We start from the raw sequence: 16,365 nt of genomic DNA, 5'->3' as shown, positions 1-16,365 counted from the left end.
GACGAATTACTTACGCAGTTCGACGCGACGGTTTTGAGCCCAGGACTGCTCGTCGTTGCCGGTAGCAACTGGACGCTCTTCGCCGTAGGAAACCAGTTCCAGCTGAGCTGGGGAAACACCTTGCAGTACCAGGTAGCGCTGAACGGCTTTCGCACGACGCTCGCCCAGTGCCATGTTGTACTCACGAGTACCACGTTCGTCGGTGTTGCCTTCCAGAACAACGCGAGCGCCGTTTGCTTTCAGGTCTTTGGCGTGAACGTCCAGAGCGCGCATGGCTTCTGGCTTCAGGTCCGAGCTGTCGTATTCGAAGTAGAAAGTGGTGATAGCGCGCAGAGCAGCTTCTTCGCTCAGGGAGCCGTCAACTGCACCAGTGTTTGCGCCGTAACCAGCGTTTGGATCTACCGCGCCTTCACCGGCATTGTCGCCGCCTTTGGACGAGCAACCTACAGCTACAGCCATGGCCAGTGCCAGCGCAGCAAATTTACCAAACTTCAGCATTTCCATCGTGAAACTCCTAATGAACCCCAGTGTGTTAAGTACAACGTATAGCGCCGCGTCAGTTCAGGTAAGGGGACCAGGAAGGTTCTCTGACTTCGCCTTGTGCGGTAGGAAGCGGGAGCCTTACGCGTCCATTGATGGACACGAGCATCAAGACTCCCCGGCCCTGCTGGCGGGTGGCGTAGATTACCATGGTGCCGTTGGGCGCAACAGTAGGCGACTCGTCCAGAGTGCTATCAGTGAGGATTTTTACACTACCGCGCTGCAAATCCTGGGCCGCCACCTTGAAATTGGTGAAGCCATCCTGACGGTGAATCATGACAAGCGTCTTTTCATCAGCCGACAGTTTAGGGTTGGCGTTGTAGTTACCGACGAAAGTCACGCGTTCGGCACCGCCACCACCGGCACTGGTCTTGTAGATCTGCGGTTTGCCGCCACGGTCGGACGTGAAGTAGATGGTCGAGCCATCCTTGCCCCAGAACGGTTCGGTGTTGATGCCAGGACCGTTGGTGACGCGGCTGATCTGACGCGAACCCAGGTTCATCACATAGATGTCCGGGTTGCCGTCTTTCGACAGTACGAACGCCAGGCGATTGCCGTCCGGCGACCAGGCTGGCGCACCGTTCAGGCCTTCGAAGTTGGTGATCTGCTCACGGCGACCGGTGTCGATGTTCTGCATGAAGATGCGTGGACGCTTCTGCTCGAAGGAGACATAAGCGATGCGCTTGCCATCCGGTGCGAAACGCGGCGACAGGATCGGCTCGCGCGACTGCAGCAGGGTCACGGCGCGAGCACCGTCGTAGTCCGAACGTTGCAGGGTGTATCGAGTGTTGTTCTCGGAGAAACGCTCGGCCGTTACGTACAGCAGGCGAGTCGAGAAGGCACCCTTGATACCCGTTAGTTTTTCGAACGACTGGTCGGAGATGTAGTGCGCCATGTCGCGCAACTGATCGACGCCGCCGGACACGCTGCCGGTCAGCACTTGCTGCTCGGTGGCCACGTTGAACAGTGCGTATTGCACCTGCAGGCGACCGCCCGCCGGCACAATGCTGCCGACCATGACGTACTGGGCGCCCAGTGCCTTGAAGTCACGGAAGATGATTTCGCTGGCCTGGCTCGGCTGGCTGATCATGTTCTGCTTTGGAAGCGGCGAGTAGTAACCCGAGTTGCGCAGGTCGTTACCGATGATTTCCGCCATGTCGTCCGGCAGCACGCTACCGCCCTGGAAGCCGAACGGCACGACTGCGATCGGGGTCGCCCGATCGCTGCCGCTGGTAACCAGAATGTTTTTCTCATCTGCCATCGCCATCCCTGCCATGCAGCAGATAACGACCAGCATTCCTCGAAGAAGGTTTCTCACAAGGCTAGATCCTCAGGTGTGAATGTCATCTTGAATGAACGATACGGAGCGAAATCACTCGGCTTCATTCCCTGCATTTCTGTCAAACGTCCAATATTCTTCACCGCTGCAACAGCCGATGCGTCAAACGGACCGTCGCCACTGGACTTGGACACGCTGACCGAAGTCACCGTACCGTCCGGCAACATGCCGATTTGCAACACGACCGTCATGCCTTTGCGTGCCGAAGGTGGACGAGCCCAGCCTTCCGCTGCACGCGCACGAATCAGGTCATCGAAACTGCCGGCGACTTCGTCGCCCTGCTCATCGGCCAAGGCCTGCTGACGCTGCGGCGTGTCTGAAAGCAAATCTGCCAGGGCCTGGGCCTTTTTGTCTTCGGCGGATTTACGTGCCGCATCCTGCGATTTCTTCTTCGCAGCATCGGCAGCAGCTTTCTTCTTCGCTTCCTCGGCGACTTTCTTCTTCGCCTCTTCAGCTTCAGCTTTCTTCTTGGCGTCTTCCGCGGCTTTCTTCTTCGCGTCTTCGACGATCTTTTTCTTGGCTTCTTCAGCGGCCGCTTTCTTGGCCTCTTCTTCAGCAGCTTTCTTGGCTTCTTCTTCAGCTTTCTTCTTGGCTATATCAGCCAATTGTTTCTCTTCTGCCTTCTTGGCTTCCGCGGTTTTCTTCGCATCGTCGGCTTTCTTGGCTTCATCAGCCTTTTTCGCCTCGTCCGCTTTCTTCGCCTCGTCGGCCTTCTTGGCTTCTTCGGCCTTTTGAGCCGCCTCTTCTTTCTTTTGTTCCGCAGCCTTCACCGCTTCCTGCTCGACCTTTTTCTGTTCCATCTGCTCGACTTCGGTCTGACGCGCAGCAGATTTCTGCGCCTCACCGGCAATCTTCTGATTGGTCTGGGTGGTGGCCCGACTTTTCGATTTCAGCTGGTACAAGGTCGCCTGGACAATCGGCTTGGCCGGCGGCAGTTCCGGGGTAAAGGCAAAACTGACGAACAGCATGCCGAAGACCAGCACGTGCAAGCCAATCGCCCAGACACTAGGCCAGAAGTAGCTTTCCGAGGCGGACGGCTCTCGCTGTTGCTGCATCAGGGCGCCTCGGTAATCAAGCCAACATTACCGACCCCGGCTTTCTGCAACCCGCCCATGGCGCCCATGACGGAGCCGTAATCGACACTCTTGTCGCCGCGAATGAAGACCTGGGTACGCTTGCCGCCTTCGTTGCCGACGCGAATGATCTTGGTCACCGCGTCAGTCATCTGCGGCAGGGTCATGGCCCGATCCTGCTGCTTTTCGGTGTCGACTTCGCTACCAAGGTTCCAGTAGTAGGTCTTGTCGGATTTGATGGAAATGGTCAGGACCTGGGTGTTGTTGTCCTGCGGCAAGGCTTCGCTGGAAACCTTGGGCAGATCAACTTTCACGCCCTGATTGAGCATCGGCGCGGTCACCATGAAGATGACCAGCAGTACCAACATCACGTCGATGTAAGGCACTACGTTCATCTCGGCGACCGGCTTGCGCTTTTTGCGAGCTCGAGCGATTAAAGCCATTGGAAATTACCTGCTTATTCTTCGCTGGTGTGCACTTTGCGGTGCAGGATCGCCTGGAACTCGTCGGCGAAGGTGTAGTAGCGGCCCAGCAGGGTTTCACTGCGCGCAGCAAAACGGTTGTAAGCGATAACGGCTGGAATGGCAGCGAACAGACCGATCGCGGTGGCAATCAGTGCTTCGGCGATACCCGGGGCCACAGTGGCCAGGGTCGCTTGCTGGGCGGTCGCCAGACCGCGGAAGGAGTTCATGATCCCCCAGACCGTACCGAACAGACCGATGTACGGGCTGACGGAACCAACGGTGGCCAGGAAGGGCAGGCTCTGCTCAAGCTTTTCTTCTTCGCGGGAAATGGCAACGCGCATGGCACGCGCCACGCCTTCCATGACCGCTTCCGGGTCAACGCCTGACTGCTGGCGCAGACGGGAGAATTCCTTGAAACCGGCACGGAAGATTTGTTCGACACCCGAATCAGGGTCCGGATTGCTGCCGGCCTGACGGTACAGCTTGGACAGGTCGATACCTGACCAGAAGCGCTCTTCAAAGCTCTCCAGGGCACGTCGACCGGCGCGCAGCAGGTTGCTGCGCTGAAAGATCATGATCCACGAGGTCACCGATGCGGCTACCAGGATCAGCATTACCAGTTGCACCACGATACTGGCATTGCTGACCAGGCTCCACATGGAGGAATGGTCGACGACGTTAGCTTCCACGCTTTATCTCCTGCTTTGAGTGTGTACCCGCGCCGCTCACGTCGGCAAAGGCCGCTCGTAGAGCTTCGGGAATGGCCCGGGGTTTTAAACTTTCAGTGCGCACACAGGCCACCAGAAACTGCCCTTCGCAGAGCAGTGCATTATCCGTTGCTCGCCTGACCTGCTGCTTGAAGCGCAGGCTGGCACGGTTCAATTCGATTACTTCAGCGCTTACCAACAGTTCGTCATCCAGTCGCGCCGGCGCGTGGTAGCGCGCTTCGCTGGAATGCACGACGAACAACAGGTCCTCCCCTGCCAGCTGCGATTGGGCAAAGCCCAGATCTCGTAGCCGCTCGGTTCGAGCCCGTTCCATAAACTTGAGGTAATTAACGTAATACACGATGCCGCCCGCATCGGTGTCCTCGTAATAAACGCGACAACGATGTGCGAAAGGCTCAAGCCCGTTTTGCGCGCGCATACTCTAGTGCTTACTCCTCAGGTTGCCAATCCGGCATGGCAACTGTTTTTCATTGTTCTGCGGCTTTCACGTGAAAGTACGGTCCTGGGACCCTACATTGCCCGAAAAAATCAGCACGCAATGTTAATTAATCGTCAGCGGCTTCAAGAAACTCGTCTACCACGGGCATTTCGCCCAATCGTGACGGAATGTTTAAGCCGAAATGCAGGTAGGCATGCCGCGTCACCACCCGCCCCCGTGGCGTGCGCATGATGTAACCCTGCTGGATCAGGTAAGGCTCCAGCACGTCTTCGATGGTGTGACGCTCTTCACTGATGGCGGCGGCCAGGCTGTCGACCCCGACTGGCCCGCCGTCGAACTTCTCGATCATGGTCAACAACAGACGTCGGTCCTGGTGATCGAAGCCACGTTCGTCGACGTCCAGCAGGTTCAGCGCCAGGTCGGCAATCGGCTTGGTGATATGCCCCTTGGCGCGAACTTCGGCGAAATCACGCACCCGGCGCAGCAGCCTGTTGGCGATCCGTGGCGTGCCACGGGCACGGCGGGCGATTTCGAAGGCGCCTTCCGGGTCCAGCGGCAAACCGAGGATGCTCGCCGAACGACTGACAATCGTCGACAAGTCGGCGTTGTTGTAGAACTCAAGACGCTGAACAATGCCGAAACGGTCACGCAACGGGTTGGTGAGCATCCCCGCCCGCGTCGTTGCGCCGACCAGGGTGAACGGCGGCAGGTCCAGCTTGATCGAACGCGCGGCCGGACCTTCGCCGATCATGATGTCGAGCTGGAAATCCTCCATGGCCGGGTACAGCACCTCTTCAACGATGGGCGACAGGCGATGGATCTCGTCGATAAACAGCACATCGTGGGGTTCAAGGTTGGTCAACAGCGCCGCCAGGTCACCGGGGCGCTCCAGCACCGGCCCCGAGGTGCTCTTGATCGACACGCCCATTTCCTGGGCGATGATGTTGGCGAGGGTGGTCTTGCCCAGGCCGGGCGGCCCGAAGATCAGCGTGTGATCCAGGGATTCATTACGACCGCGCGCAGCCTGAATGAACAATTCCATCTGCTCGCGAACGGTCGGTTGGCCAATGTACTCGGCCAGACTGACCGGGCGGATGGCTCGGTCCTGGACTTCTTCGCGCTCACGCGGGCTGTGCGTGGCAGCGATCAGACGATCAGCTTCAATCACTTAGATCATTCCCTTCAAGGCGCGGCGGATCATGTCTTCACTGCTCAAATCTTTCTCCTTGATCGCAGACACCGCCTTGCTCGCTTCCTGGGGCTTGTAGCCCAGGGAAATCAAGGCGCTGACGGCGTCAGTCTCGGCAGTGTTCACCGGGGCCGGACCGTCCGGCTGGTTCGGCACCAGGGCGAACATGGCCGGTACGGTTTCCCAGGCCTTGAAGCGATCCTTGAGTTCCACCAGCAAACGCTCGGCGGTTTTCTTGCCGACGCCCGGGACCTTGGTCAGCGCCGACGTGTCCTGTGACTGTACACAACGAACCAGTTCGTCGACTTCCAGACTCGACATCAAGGCCAGGGCCAGTTTCGGCCCGACGCCATTGAGACGGATCAATTCGCGAAAAAAGTCGCGTTCACGCTTGCCGACAAAACCATAGAGTAACTGTGCGTCTTCGCGCACGACCAAATGCGTGTGCAAGGTTAGCGGCTCACCGACCGACGGCAAGCGGTAAAGGGTCGTCATGGGCACTTCAAGTTCATAGCCCAGGCCATTTACATCCAGGATCAGATGGGGAGGCTGCTTCTCAGCCAGGGTGCCGCGCAAACGTCCAATCACGTTACAAATCCTTGAGCGTTGGCCAGCTCATGGCCAGCGACTGATAGAGCGAGGAATACCGCCGACAACACAGGCGGAATACCCTCACTCCATGAAAATGATTGCTGATGCTATCAGAGACGCAGGCGCCCGCCACGACTGCGTGCAGCTCCCAGACCATGGGGCAACAGACTGGAACGGGTATGAGCGTGGCAGATGGCAATGGCCAGGGCATCCGAAGCATCGATCTGCGGTTTGCTGGTGAGTTTGAGCATGTGCATGACCATCATCTGCACCTGTTCCTTGTTGGCCGCACCGGTACCGACGACCGCCTGCTTGACCTGGGTTGCAGTGTATTCGGCAATTTCCAGGCTTTCCTCGGCTCCCGCCACGATCGCGGCACCACGGGCCTGCCCCAGTTTCAGGGCGGAATCGGCGTTACGGGCCATGAACACCTTTTCGATCCCCATGGTCACCGGGTGGTAAGTCTGAATGATCTCCCGCACCCCGCGGTAGACAATCTGCAGTCGCTCATGCAACTCGCCGGCACCGGTGCGGATACAACCGGAGGCGACGTACTCACAGCCACGGCCGGTATCGCGAACCACACCGTAACCGGTGATGCGCGAACCGGGGTCGATACCAAGAATTAAAGTCATAACGCCTGCGGATAAATTGAAATAACGCGTCGGCCAGAACACCGCACGCTGTAGGAGCGAGCTCGCTCGCGATGGACCTTAACGATAACGCAACGTTTGAAATCAGCGTCGCTCTCAGGTTTATCGCGAGCAAGCTCGCTCCTACAAAGACGGCGCTCTCAACCGAGCTGCGCGGCCACCGACTCCGGAATCTCCGCGTTGGAATAGACGTTTTGCACGTCATCCAGGTCTTCGAGCATGTCGATCAGCTTGAGGACTTTCTCGGCGCCTTCCAGATCGAGCTCGGCGCTGGTGGTCGGCAACATGACGATTTCAGCGTCGTCACCTTTGAAGCCCGCCGCTTCCAGTGCGTTACGCACGGAATAGAATCCGGCAAACGAGGTGAAAACGTCGATCGAACCGTCTTCGTTGGTCACCACGTCATCGGCGTCGGCTTCCATGGCGGCTTCCATCAGTGCGTCTTCGTCAACGCCGGCAGCGAAGGAGATCTGCCCCTTGCGCTCGAACAGATAGGCCACCGAACCGTCAGTCCCCAGGTTGCCACCGCACTTGCTGAACGCGTGACGAACAGCGGCTGCGGTGCGATTACGGTTGTCGGTCATGCATTCGACCATCACCGCCACGCCGCCCGGACCGTAACCTTCGTAGGTCAGTTCGACCACGTCGTCCGTGTCGGCAGCGCCGGTTCCGCGGGCGACGGCACGATCGATGATGTCGCGGCTCATGTTCGCACCCAGGGCCTTGTCCAGGGCCAGGCGCAGACGCGGATTGGAGCCTGGATCACCACCACCCTGACGGGCAGCGACGGTCAGCTCACGAATCCACTTGGTGAAGATCTTGCCTCTCTTGGCATCCTGACGTTCTTTGCGGTGCTTGATGTTCGCCCACTTGGAATGACCTGCCATAACTCGCTCCGAATTCTCTTTGAAACATTGCCCGCCGCGCTGCATTGCGCCGGCCGGCAAACAAAAATCTTGAACTGCTCTGCCTATAAAGGAAAGGGCGCATCCACGGATGCGCCCTTCAGGTCAGCCTTACTCGGCCTTAGGCGTTTCGCGCAGACGAATGTGCAGCTCGCGCAATGCCTTGGCATCCACCTGGCCCGGCGCCTGAGTCATGACATCCGCCGCGCTCTGGGTTTTCGGGAAGGCGATCACTTCACGGATCGACTGGGCGCCGGTCATCAGCATGACCAGACGGTCCAGACCGAAGGCCAGGCCACCGTGCGGTGGCGCGCCGTATTTCAGGGCATCGAGCAGGAAGCCGAATTTCTCTTCCTGTTCCGCTTCGTTGATGCCCAACAGACGGAACACCGACTGCTGCATCTCTTTACGGTGGATACGGATCGAACCGCCACCCAGTTCGGTACCGTTCAATACCATGTCGTAGGCACGGGACAGAGCGCCAGCCGGGTTGGCCTCCAGCTCTTGCGGGGTGCACTTCGGCGCGGTGAACGGGTGGTGCAAGGCGGTGAAGCTGCCGTCGTCGTTTTCTTCAAACATCGGGAAGTCGACGACCCACATTGGTGCCCACTTGCAGGTCAGCAGGTCCAGGTCGTGGCCGAGCTTGATCCGCAGCGCGCCCAGGGCTTCGCTGACGATCTTCGCCTTGTCGGCGCCGAAGAACACGATATCGCCGTCGACCGCACCGACGCGATCGAGGATCACGTTGAGGTTGTCTTCAGGGATGTTCTTCACGATTGGCGACTGCAGGCCTTCAACGCCCTTGGCACGCTCGTTGACCTTGATGTACGCCAGGCCCTTGGCACCGTAGATGCCGACGAACTTGGTGTAGTCGTCGATCTGCTTGCGCGGCATGCTCGCCCCGCCAGGTACGCGCAAGGCGGCGATACGGCATTTAGGGTCATTGGCGGGGCCGCTGAACACCTTGAAGTCGACTTCCTTGAGCTGATCGGCCACGTCCACCAGTTCCAGCGGGTTACGCAGGTCTGGCTTGTCGGAACCGTAGCGGCGCATGGCTTCTTCGAAGGTCATGTGCGGGAACTCGCCGAATTCCAGGCCCAGCACTTCCTTGAACAGGTTGCGGATCATTTGCTCGGTCAGGCCCATGATCTCTTTTTCATCGAGGAAGCTGGTCTCGATGTCGATCTGGGTGAATTCCGGCTGACGGTCAGCACGCAGGTCTTCGTCACGGAAGCACTTGGCGATCTGGTAGTAACGGTCGAAGCCGGCCACCATCAGCAGTTGCTTGAACAGCTGCGGCGATTGCGGCAAGGCGAAGAACGAACCGGCATGAGTACGGCTCGGCACCAGGTAGTCGCGTGCGCCTTCCGGGGTGGCACGGGTCAGGATCGGCGTCTCGACGTCGAGGAAGCCGTTCTCGTCCAGGAAGCGGCGGATGCTTGTGGTCATGCGCGAGCGCAGACGCAGCTTCTCGGCCATTTCCGGGCGACGCAGGTCGAGGAAGCGATAGCGCAGGCGGGTTTCTTCGCCGACGTCGGAGAACTCGTTCAGCGGGAACGGCGGGGTTTCCGACTCGTTCAGCACTTCCAGCTCGTAGCCCAGGACTTCGATCATGCCCGACGCCATGTTGGCGTTGGTCGCGCCGGCCGGACGCAGGCGAACCTTGCCGGTGATCTTCACGACGTACTCGCTGCGCACGCGATCGGCAGCGGCGAAGGTTTCAGCACGGTCAGGATCGAACACGACCTGGGCCAGACCATCACGATCACGGATATCGAGGAAAATCACCCCACCGTGGTCACGGCGACGGTGGACCCATCCGCAAAGGGTAATTTCCTGGCCGTCCAGGCTTTCGTTCAGTTGGCCGCAATAATGGCTGCGCATCATGGTCGTGGTTTCACTTCTCGTAATTCGAAATTCGGTGGAGATCCTACAGCAGCCCCGCCTTTTAAAAAGTCGTCGGGTGATGCAAGAGCACGCGTGTCGTTCAACTCAGGTTCCAGACCTTAGTCAGCTTTGTCGCCGCCGGCCAGGTTCTTCTTGGAACCGGTCTTGAAATCGGTTTCGTACCAACCCGTGCCGCTGAGGCGGAAGCCCGGCATGGACAGCAACTTTTTAAGCTCTGGCGCCTGACAGGCAGGGCAGTCGACCAGCGGTGCATCGCTGATCTTTTGAATGGCTTCCAACTGATGACCACAGGAAGCACATTGATAATCGTACATCGGCATGGAGGTTGTCTCGGCGATCAGATTGCTACCGTAAACGCAGGGTTTTGCGGCAAAGAGCGGGATTATATCCATTAAATGCGGCCTGTGCAGCCGTAAGACTGCACAGACCGACACTCTGCTGTTTTCGCCGCCCAGACTAGGCCGTGGCGATGCAACCCCCTTCCTTGAGACTGTGCACGACACAGACAACCCGCACCAATCCACTGAAGTTCCTCACCCCGCCGTGACGCAAGTGAACTTCGCGATCCACATGAGACAACAGGTTGTTGACCGAGCAACCATTGACCCGGGCCATCTCCCCCAAAATATCCCAATAAACCTGCTCGAGCCGCAAACAGGTGGCGAAGCCATTCAATCGCACGGAGCGGGACAAGGGCTGCGCCAGCCCCATATCGAACTCGCGAACAAACGGATCAACCTTTACATCCTTGTGCGAACCGTATCGCCCCTCTTCCTGCCTTTCATAAACCATAACGCTGACACTCCTTTGCCATCCTGGTTTCTTTAAGCGCAACTGTGTGTCGACTTATAAAAACGCAGTGCAAAGGTCTTTTCCAGCCGACTTTATGACCCTCGACGTAGGATAAGCCAACAACGTTTGGCAGACCCTGGAGAGCATCCTACTCCGGATATTTTCCCACGCAGCGAAGCGATACCCCCTTCAGAAGCACCTAATGGAATGGCGTAGGAAAGAAGAGCGCGTACAACACTTCAAGGCGCCTGACAAAACCCGCCGTTGTGCCGCAGCCCCGGAACTTCGGGCAACCCGTGGCAAATCCCCCCCAAAAAGTGCCGCCGGACGCGCTGATTTGAGTAGCCTGCGGCTTTGCTGTTAAATAGACAGCGTGTCGCCAGCGCCCATTTTTACCGGGCTCGGCGCATAGGCTGATACCGGGTACGTGTCCAACGCCTCTTTATTATCTTGAAGCGAACCGTGCGCCATCAGCTCTTCCTTGTGAGCTGTCTTAACGTGAGTTAATCAAAATGTTGAAAATCGTCCATCTGTTGATAGGCGCAGCGGCCTTGCTGCTGTCCTTCATCCCTAGCCTGCAATCCGAAGCCTTACCTTACCTGCAACAACCCGACGCGCTGTACCTGGCCTTTTTCGGCCTGCTCAACCTCACACTTGCGCCTGTCATCCCTTACTGGAACAAAGGCCCGCGTCACCAACTGCAAAACCTGGTCAGCGCCCTGCTGGTTCTGAGCGTGGTCCTGCAGACCCTGACGCTGATCGCACCGATGCCCGTCATCGCCGGTCAACCCGCTGTATTGTTCAGCCTGGTCGCAGCCCTGATCGCCGTTACCCTGCACCTGGGCATCAGCTTCTACAAGTCGTCACCAGCCGCCACCTCGCCAAGCTACGACATGAGCAACCGCGATACCGGCACCGTCAAGTGGTTCAACACATCCAAAGGCTTCGGCTTTATCTCCCGCGACTCCGGTGACGATATCTTCGTCCACTTCCGGGCCATTCGCGGCGAAGGCCACCGCGTCCTGGTCGAAGGCCAGCGCGTGGAGTTCTCCGTCATGAATCGTGACAAGGGCCTGCAAGCCGAAGATGTGATCGCCGCACTGCCGCGCCGCTGATTCAAGGCTAAAAAAAACCGCGCACAGCTGAGCTGTCCGCGGTTTTTTCATGCCTGCGACGCTCCTAATAGTGCGGCGGCGGCGCCTCTTCTTCGAATGACTCGAACTGCCCGACCATTTCCTCCTGCCGTTTGAGCAGCGCAGCCATTTGCAGCTGCAGGCGCTCGACCACCCGCTGCTGCGCCACCAGCACATTGTTCAACGCCTGGATGGTGTCATCCTGAAACGCCAGACGGCTTTCAAGCTCGGTAACGCGCTCTTCCAGGCTCATGCTTCAGCCCTCCAGAAACGTAAATTCATCGGTCAAAATCAAGCGCAAACGTTCGCGAATCGCGGCGATCTGCTCCGAACTGTAGGGTTTCGCCGGATGTTTACCCCAAACCGGCGCTGGCCAGGCAGCATCTTCGCGCTTGCGCACTATCACATGCATGTGTAACTGACTCACGACATTGCCCAGCGCCGCCACATTCAACTTGTCCGCGTCGAACGCGTCCTTGAGCACTTGCGACAGCACTGTTGTTTCCTGCCAAAGCTGTTGTTGCTCTAGGACATCTAACTGAAATATCTCGCTGATAGCCTCGCGACGAGGTACCAGGATGAACCAGGGATAGTTCGAATCGTTGGACAGCAGCAACCGGCAGAGCGGAAAGTCCCCGATCGGTAACGTGTCTTGTTGAAGTCGTGGATCTAAAGTGAACACTGCGCGTACTCCCGCCGGGCCATCATTTTTCAGCTTAGCGCCCATCCAGAGGGACAGCGCACCAAGCGACCGGACGGCAGCATACCTGCGAACGGCGCAGGCTTCACGGCGAACCTTGCATCGAAGCCACGAGCGCCAGTGGAAAGCTGACAGCCGCCCCCGAATGGGACAATTTTCGCTGCCGCGCACCTTTACAGAACCGAACGACAGGCAACAAACGTCGAAATGACTGATCAACAAGGAAAAGTTCGCTACAGGCAAGCGGCCAACAGAGATGAATTCAGTACAGGGCTAAAATTTTTTGCACCAAAACCGCACAGTGGGTCTACGCTGAACGCTTCGACATCCGCCATTTACTCAGTGGCGGGGTGAACCGGTAACATTTTTGGTAGCCAGACTGTCGACCAGAAGGCCGAAACATGATGTCAGGCAAGGCGTCAAGCCCAAACTAAAAGCGCTTGAACCCCCCGGTTTTATGAGGTTTTTACAGCACCTGGCAGTCAATTATAAAATAATCGTGAAAAAACACGATTTTGTGCACGCTTGTTGCATTCATACCCAACATCGCCCGAGTCGCACCCGCTGGAAGCGGAGGCCCTCAGGCAAAAAAAACAGTGGCAAGGTAGCCCGATGGAGATTCAAACGTTTCACCAGGACTCTTTTTACCGACGACAAGGCGCAAAAAACAGCATTAAAGTTGTCCGCCCGGTTGCGTCGGAGCTGGAAATTTGCGACATCTACCACGCTGTTTGCGACAGGGTCGTAAAGAAGGCGAAAGGTTAGATGCGCAAGTATCGCCAACATTGTCGGCGTGATATAAGTTTGCGCCGACACAAAAAGAAAGAGCCGCCCAGATAATAAAACAGGTGGGACGGCAGTACTCTTCTAAAACCAAAGGAGCAAATCACGATGCGCGTGATGAAGTGGAGCATGATCGCACTGGCAGTTGCAGCAGCAGCCAGTACCCAATTGGCTACGGCCGCCCCTTTCGTAAGTGACCAGGCTGAAGCCAAAGGTTTTGTTGAAGACAGCACGCTGAACTTGCTGGTTCGCAACTACTACTTCAACCGTGATAACAAAGACGGTGGCCGTGACCAGAAAGACTGGACCCAGGGCATCTGGGCTAACTACAGCTCCGGTTACACCCAAGGCCTGATCGGTGTCGGCGTTGATGCGTACGGTTACCTGGCAATCAAGCTGGACGGTGGTGACGGCACTAGCGGTAGCGGCAACATGAGCCGTAGCGACACCGTTAACGCCAACGGTTCTCGCGATGTCAACGACAGCCAGGGTAAAGCCGGTGGCGCCGTTAAATTCCGCGTTTCCAAAACCGAGCTGAAAGTCGGCGACATGCAGCCAAGCACTTCCCCAGTGTTCGCTGTGGGCGGCTCCCGTATCCTGCCGCAAACTGCCAGCGGTATCCAACTGCAGAGCAGCGAGATCAAAGACCTTGACCTCGAGGCCGGTCACTTCTACTCGGGTAGCAGCCAGGACAAAAACGCCCGTGACGGCGACCTGTTTGCAAACTACGCCGGCGTTTCCGCCAACAAGATCGACTACTTCGGCGGCAAGTACGGTTTCACCGAAAACCTGAGCGCATCGCTGTACGGCGCCAAGCTGGAAGACATCTGGAACCAGTACTACGCCAACCTGAACTACACCATCCCGTTCACCGACTCCGAGTCGCTGAACCTGGACGGTAACATCTACAACACCAAAGACACTGGCGATGCCAAAGTCGGCGATATCAGCAACACCACGTTCTCCCTGGCGGCTGCTTTCTCGTTCCTGAAAGCACACACCATTACCCTGGGCTTCCAGAAGGTCAACGGTGACACTCCGTTCGACTACATCGGTATTGGCAAGAACAACCGCGGCGGTGACTCGATCTTCCTCGCCAACTCCATCCAGTACTCTGACTTCAACGCTCCGAACGAGAAGTCTGCCCAGGTTCGTTACGACCTGAAAATGGCCGAGTACGGCGTTCCAGGTCTGAGCTTCATGACCCGTTACGTTAAAGGTTGGGACATCGACGGCACCAACACTCCAGCCAACAGCGCTTACGCTGGTCTGTACGGTGCAGATGGCAAGCACAACGAAACCAACTTCGAAGCCAAGTACGTTGTTCAGACTGGCCCGGCAAAAGACCTGTCCTTCCGTATTCGTCAGGCATGGCACTTCGCTAACGCCGACCAAGGTGAAGGCGACGTGAAAGAGTTCCGTTTCATCGTCGACTACCCGCTGTCGGTTTTGTAATCGCATCCAGTTAGTTTGCGGTAACAAAACAAAAGGCCCATCTTCGGATGGGCCTTTTTGTTGGCTGTCGCTTGACTGCTTTAACGACCTGCCCCTTACAGAACATGCCTGACCAAAGAGTCAGACATTGTTCAAATGACCTGTCACTGCACCGCAGACTCCTGAACCACACGAATAACCCGCTGTGGAAATGGAATATCAATGCCGGCCTCTCTCAGGCGATCACGGGATAGTTCGTTGAACATGAACAACACATCCCAGTAATCGGCAGTCTTTACCCAGACACGAAGCGAAAGCGTGATCGAACTGTCACCCAGGGTAGAAACAACTGCCTGTGGTTCCGGATCTGTCAATACTCGCGGGTCCCTGGCCAATTCCAGTAAAACTTCACGGGCTTTCTGAAGGTCCGCTTCGTAATCAACGCCTACATCAAACACGACTTTACGAGTCGGCTGACGGTTTGTGTTAGTGATGATGCCATTCGACAGATTGCCGTTCGGCACGATGATGGTCTTGTTGTCACCAGTACGCAGTACGGTATGGAAAATCTGGATGCTGTCGACAGTACCGGCGATACCCTGAGCCTCGATCCAGTCGCCGATGCGAAACGGACGGAACAGCAAAATCAGCACGCCACCGGCGAAGTTCGCCAGGCTGCCCTGCAAGGCAAGGCCAATGGCCAGGCCTGCCGCACCAATCGCCGCCACAAACGAAGTGGTTTCCACACCGATCATCGAGGCCACGCTGACGACCAGCAGGATCTTGAGGATGATGTTCGCCAGACTGCTGATAAAGCCTTGCAGCGCCAGGTCGGCATTACGTAATGCAATCAGGCCGCCGAGCTTTTTCGTGACCTTGTTGATCAGCCACCAGCCGATGGCCAGGGTGATGACCGCCAGCAGTACACGGCTGCCGTATTCCATGATCATCGGGATCCAGCTTTGGGATACCTTGACCAGATTGTCTACCTCGGCATTTAAGTCCATCTACATTCTCCTGTTTTCCGGCTACCCGGCATGCGTAAAAAAAGCGGCAGAAAGATCCAACCGCGACGGGCTCAATCGTTTCTGCCGTTGCTGGGGCCTCCGACGTCGCAAACGCCAGGAGGTTCCCGCTTTCAAGATCAGTCGCGGAAGTTGTTGAACTGCAGCGGCATGCCGAATTCCTTGGCCCGCAGCACTGCAATGGCTTCTTGCAGGTCATCACGCTTTTTGCCGGTGATACGAACCTGCTCGCCCTGAATGGCCGCCTGGACCTTGAGCTTGGCGTCTTTGACATGAGCGACGATTTTCTTCGCCAGCTCCTTGTCGATGCCTTCCTTGAGGACGGCGTCCTGCTTCATCAGCTTGCCCGACGCGAACGCGTCCTTGACTTCAAGGCACTGCACGTCGATTTTGCGCTTGACCAGCGCCAGCTTGAGGATCTCAATCATCGCTTCAAGCTGGAAATCCGCTTCGGCGGTCAGGTTGACGGTCAGGTCTTTTTCCTTGAACTCGAAGCTGCCTTTGCCTTTCAGGTCATAACGACGATCGAGTTCCTTGACGGCGTTCTCGACCGCGTTGGTGACTTCGTGTTTGTCCAGTTCGGATACCACGTCGAACGACGGCATGTAATCTCTCCAAATATAAAGGCGCACCGATGGAGCGCGCCTGGCTTGCGGTTAAAATCCGCGC

General features: G+C 57.4%; 19 protein-coding genes. 2 read left to right on the top strand and 17 right to left on the bottom strand.

Going from position 1 to position 16,365, the window contains the following annotated elements; translation table 11 throughout:
* Nucleotides 1-6 precede the first annotated feature (6 nt).
* From pal to KW840_RS01540, 13 genes are all read right to left on the bottom strand, one after another.
* Nucleotides 7-504 (bottom strand): peptidoglycan-associated lipoprotein Pal, encoded by a 498-nt coding sequence (pal, locus tag KW840_RS01600; protein WP_003178634.1) that lies wholly within the window; start codon nt 502-504, stop codon nt 7-9.
* Between the two features lie 52 nt (nt 505-556).
* On the bottom strand, nt 557-1,837 hold the full coding sequence (gene tolB / locus KW840_RS01595) for a Tol-Pal system beta propeller repeat protein TolB (protein WP_167362903.1): 1,281 nt from the start codon (nt 1,835-1,837) through the stop codon (nt 557-559).
* 17 nt (nt 1,838-1,854) lie between these two features.
* Nucleotides 1,855-2,934, bottom strand: coding sequence for a cell envelope integrity protein TolA (tolA, locus tag KW840_RS01590; RefSeq protein WP_056726036.1), 1,080 nt, complete (start codon nt 2,932-2,934; stop codon nt 1,855-1,857).
* The gene (tolR, locus tag KW840_RS01585) at nt 2,934-3,386 is read right to left on the bottom strand and encodes a protein TolR (protein WP_162135951.1); all 453 of its coding nucleotides are present in this window, start codon (nt 3,384-3,386) and stop codon (nt 2,934-2,936) included. The genes tolA and tolR overlap by 1 nt, the downstream gene beginning before the upstream one ends.
* Nucleotides 3,387-3,409: 23 nt before the next feature.
* Nucleotides 3,410-4,105 (bottom strand): protein TolQ, encoded by a 696-nt coding sequence (gene tolQ / locus KW840_RS01580; protein ID WP_007897030.1) that lies wholly within the window; start codon nt 4,103-4,105, stop codon nt 3,410-3,412.
* On the bottom strand, nt 4,095-4,562 hold the full coding sequence (gene ybgC / locus KW840_RS01575) for a tol-pal system-associated acyl-CoA thioesterase (RefSeq protein ID WP_057713518.1): 468 nt from the start codon (nt 4,560-4,562) through the stop codon (nt 4,095-4,097). Before ybgC ends, tolQ begins: the two co-directional genes overlap by 11 nt.
* Before the next feature lie 127 nt (nt 4,563-4,689).
* Entirely contained in the window at nt 4,690-5,751 is a 1,062-nt protein-coding gene (ruvB, locus tag KW840_RS01570; protein WP_057713517.1) for a Holliday junction branch migration DNA helicase RuvB, read from the bottom strand.
* Nucleotides 5,752-6,360, bottom strand: coding sequence for a Holliday junction branch migration protein RuvA (ruvA, locus tag KW840_RS01565; protein WP_008052450.1), 609 nt, complete (start codon nt 6,358-6,360; stop codon nt 5,752-5,754).
* Nucleotides 6,361-6,473: 113 nt separating this feature from the next.
* On the bottom strand, nt 6,474-6,998 hold the full coding sequence (gene ruvC / locus KW840_RS01560) for a crossover junction endodeoxyribonuclease RuvC (protein ID WP_008015799.1): 525 nt from the start codon (nt 6,996-6,998) through the stop codon (nt 6,474-6,476).
* Between the two features lie 158 nt (nt 6,999-7,156).
* The gene (locus tag KW840_RS01555; protein ID WP_007995641.1) at nt 7,157-7,903 is read right to left on the bottom strand and encodes a YebC/PmpR family DNA-binding transcriptional regulator; all 747 of its coding nucleotides are present in this window, start codon (nt 7,901-7,903) and stop codon (nt 7,157-7,159) included.
* A 129-nt stretch (nt 7,904-8,032) separates the two neighbouring features.
* Entirely contained in the window at nt 8,033-9,808 is a 1,776-nt protein-coding gene (gene aspS, locus KW840_RS01550; protein ID WP_007995642.1) for an aspartate--tRNA ligase, read from the bottom strand.
* A 119-nt stretch (nt 9,809-9,927) separates the two neighbouring features.
* The gene (locus tag KW840_RS01545; RefSeq protein WP_032829812.1) at nt 9,928-10,149 is read right to left on the bottom strand and encodes an FmdB family zinc ribbon protein; all 222 of its coding nucleotides are present in this window, start codon (nt 10,147-10,149) and stop codon (nt 9,928-9,930) included.
* A gap of 136 nt (nt 10,150-10,285) precedes the next feature.
* A complete protein-coding gene (locus KW840_RS01540) occupies nt 10,286-10,621 on the bottom strand; it encodes a ribbon-helix-helix domain-containing protein (RefSeq protein WP_090457447.1) in 336 nt (111 codons plus the stop codon).
* Between the two features lie 512 nt (nt 10,622-11,133).
* Between KW840_RS01540 and KW840_RS28810 the strand changes: the two genes are divergently transcribed.
* Nucleotides 11,134-11,736, top strand: coding sequence for a cold-shock protein (locus KW840_RS28810; protein WP_057713515.1), 603 nt, complete (start codon nt 11,134-11,136; stop codon nt 11,734-11,736).
* A 64-nt stretch (nt 11,737-11,800) separates the two neighbouring features.
* Here KW840_RS28810 and KW840_RS01530 read toward each other — a convergent pair whose 3' ends face one another.
* Complete coding sequence (locus KW840_RS01530; RefSeq protein ID WP_218494290.1) at nt 11,801-12,007, bottom strand: SlyX family protein; 207 nt, start codon at nt 12,005-12,007, stop codon at nt 11,801-11,803.
* 3 nt (nt 12,008-12,010) lie between these two features.
* The gene (locus KW840_RS01525; RefSeq protein WP_057713514.1) at nt 12,011-12,436 is read right to left on the bottom strand and encodes an HIT domain-containing protein; all 426 of its coding nucleotides are present in this window, start codon (nt 12,434-12,436) and stop codon (nt 12,011-12,013) included.
* 909 nt (nt 12,437-13,345) lie between these two features.
* Between KW840_RS01525 and KW840_RS01520 the strand changes: the two genes are divergently transcribed.
* Nucleotides 13,346-14,692: an OprD family porin gene (locus KW840_RS01520; protein ID WP_057713513.1), complete on the top strand. Its 1,347-nt coding sequence runs from the start codon at nt 13,346-13,348 to the stop codon at nt 14,690-14,692.
* Between the two features lie 143 nt (nt 14,693-14,835).
* On the opposite strand, the gene KW840_RS01515 is transcribed toward KW840_RS01520, so the two are convergent.
* A complete protein-coding gene (locus tag KW840_RS01515) occupies nt 14,836-15,678 on the bottom strand; it encodes a mechanosensitive ion channel family protein (RefSeq protein ID WP_057713512.1) in 843 nt (280 codons plus the stop codon).
* 137 nt (nt 15,679-15,815) lie between these two features.
* Nucleotides 15,816-16,301, bottom strand: a complete 486-nt coding sequence (locus tag KW840_RS01510) for a YajQ family cyclic di-GMP-binding protein (RefSeq protein WP_007990750.1) — start codon at nt 16,299-16,301, stop codon at nt 15,816-15,818.
* Nucleotides 16,302-16,365 lie beyond the last annotated feature (64 nt).

The sequence above is a fragment of the Pseudomonas sp. PDM30 genome (genome assembly GCF_019218985.1).
In the GTDB taxonomy this organism is placed as follows: domain Bacteria; phylum Pseudomonadota; class Gammaproteobacteria; order Pseudomonadales; family Pseudomonadaceae; genus Aquipseudomonas; species Aquipseudomonas jessenii.
This window is presented reverse-complemented; position numbering and strand designations above follow the sequence as displayed.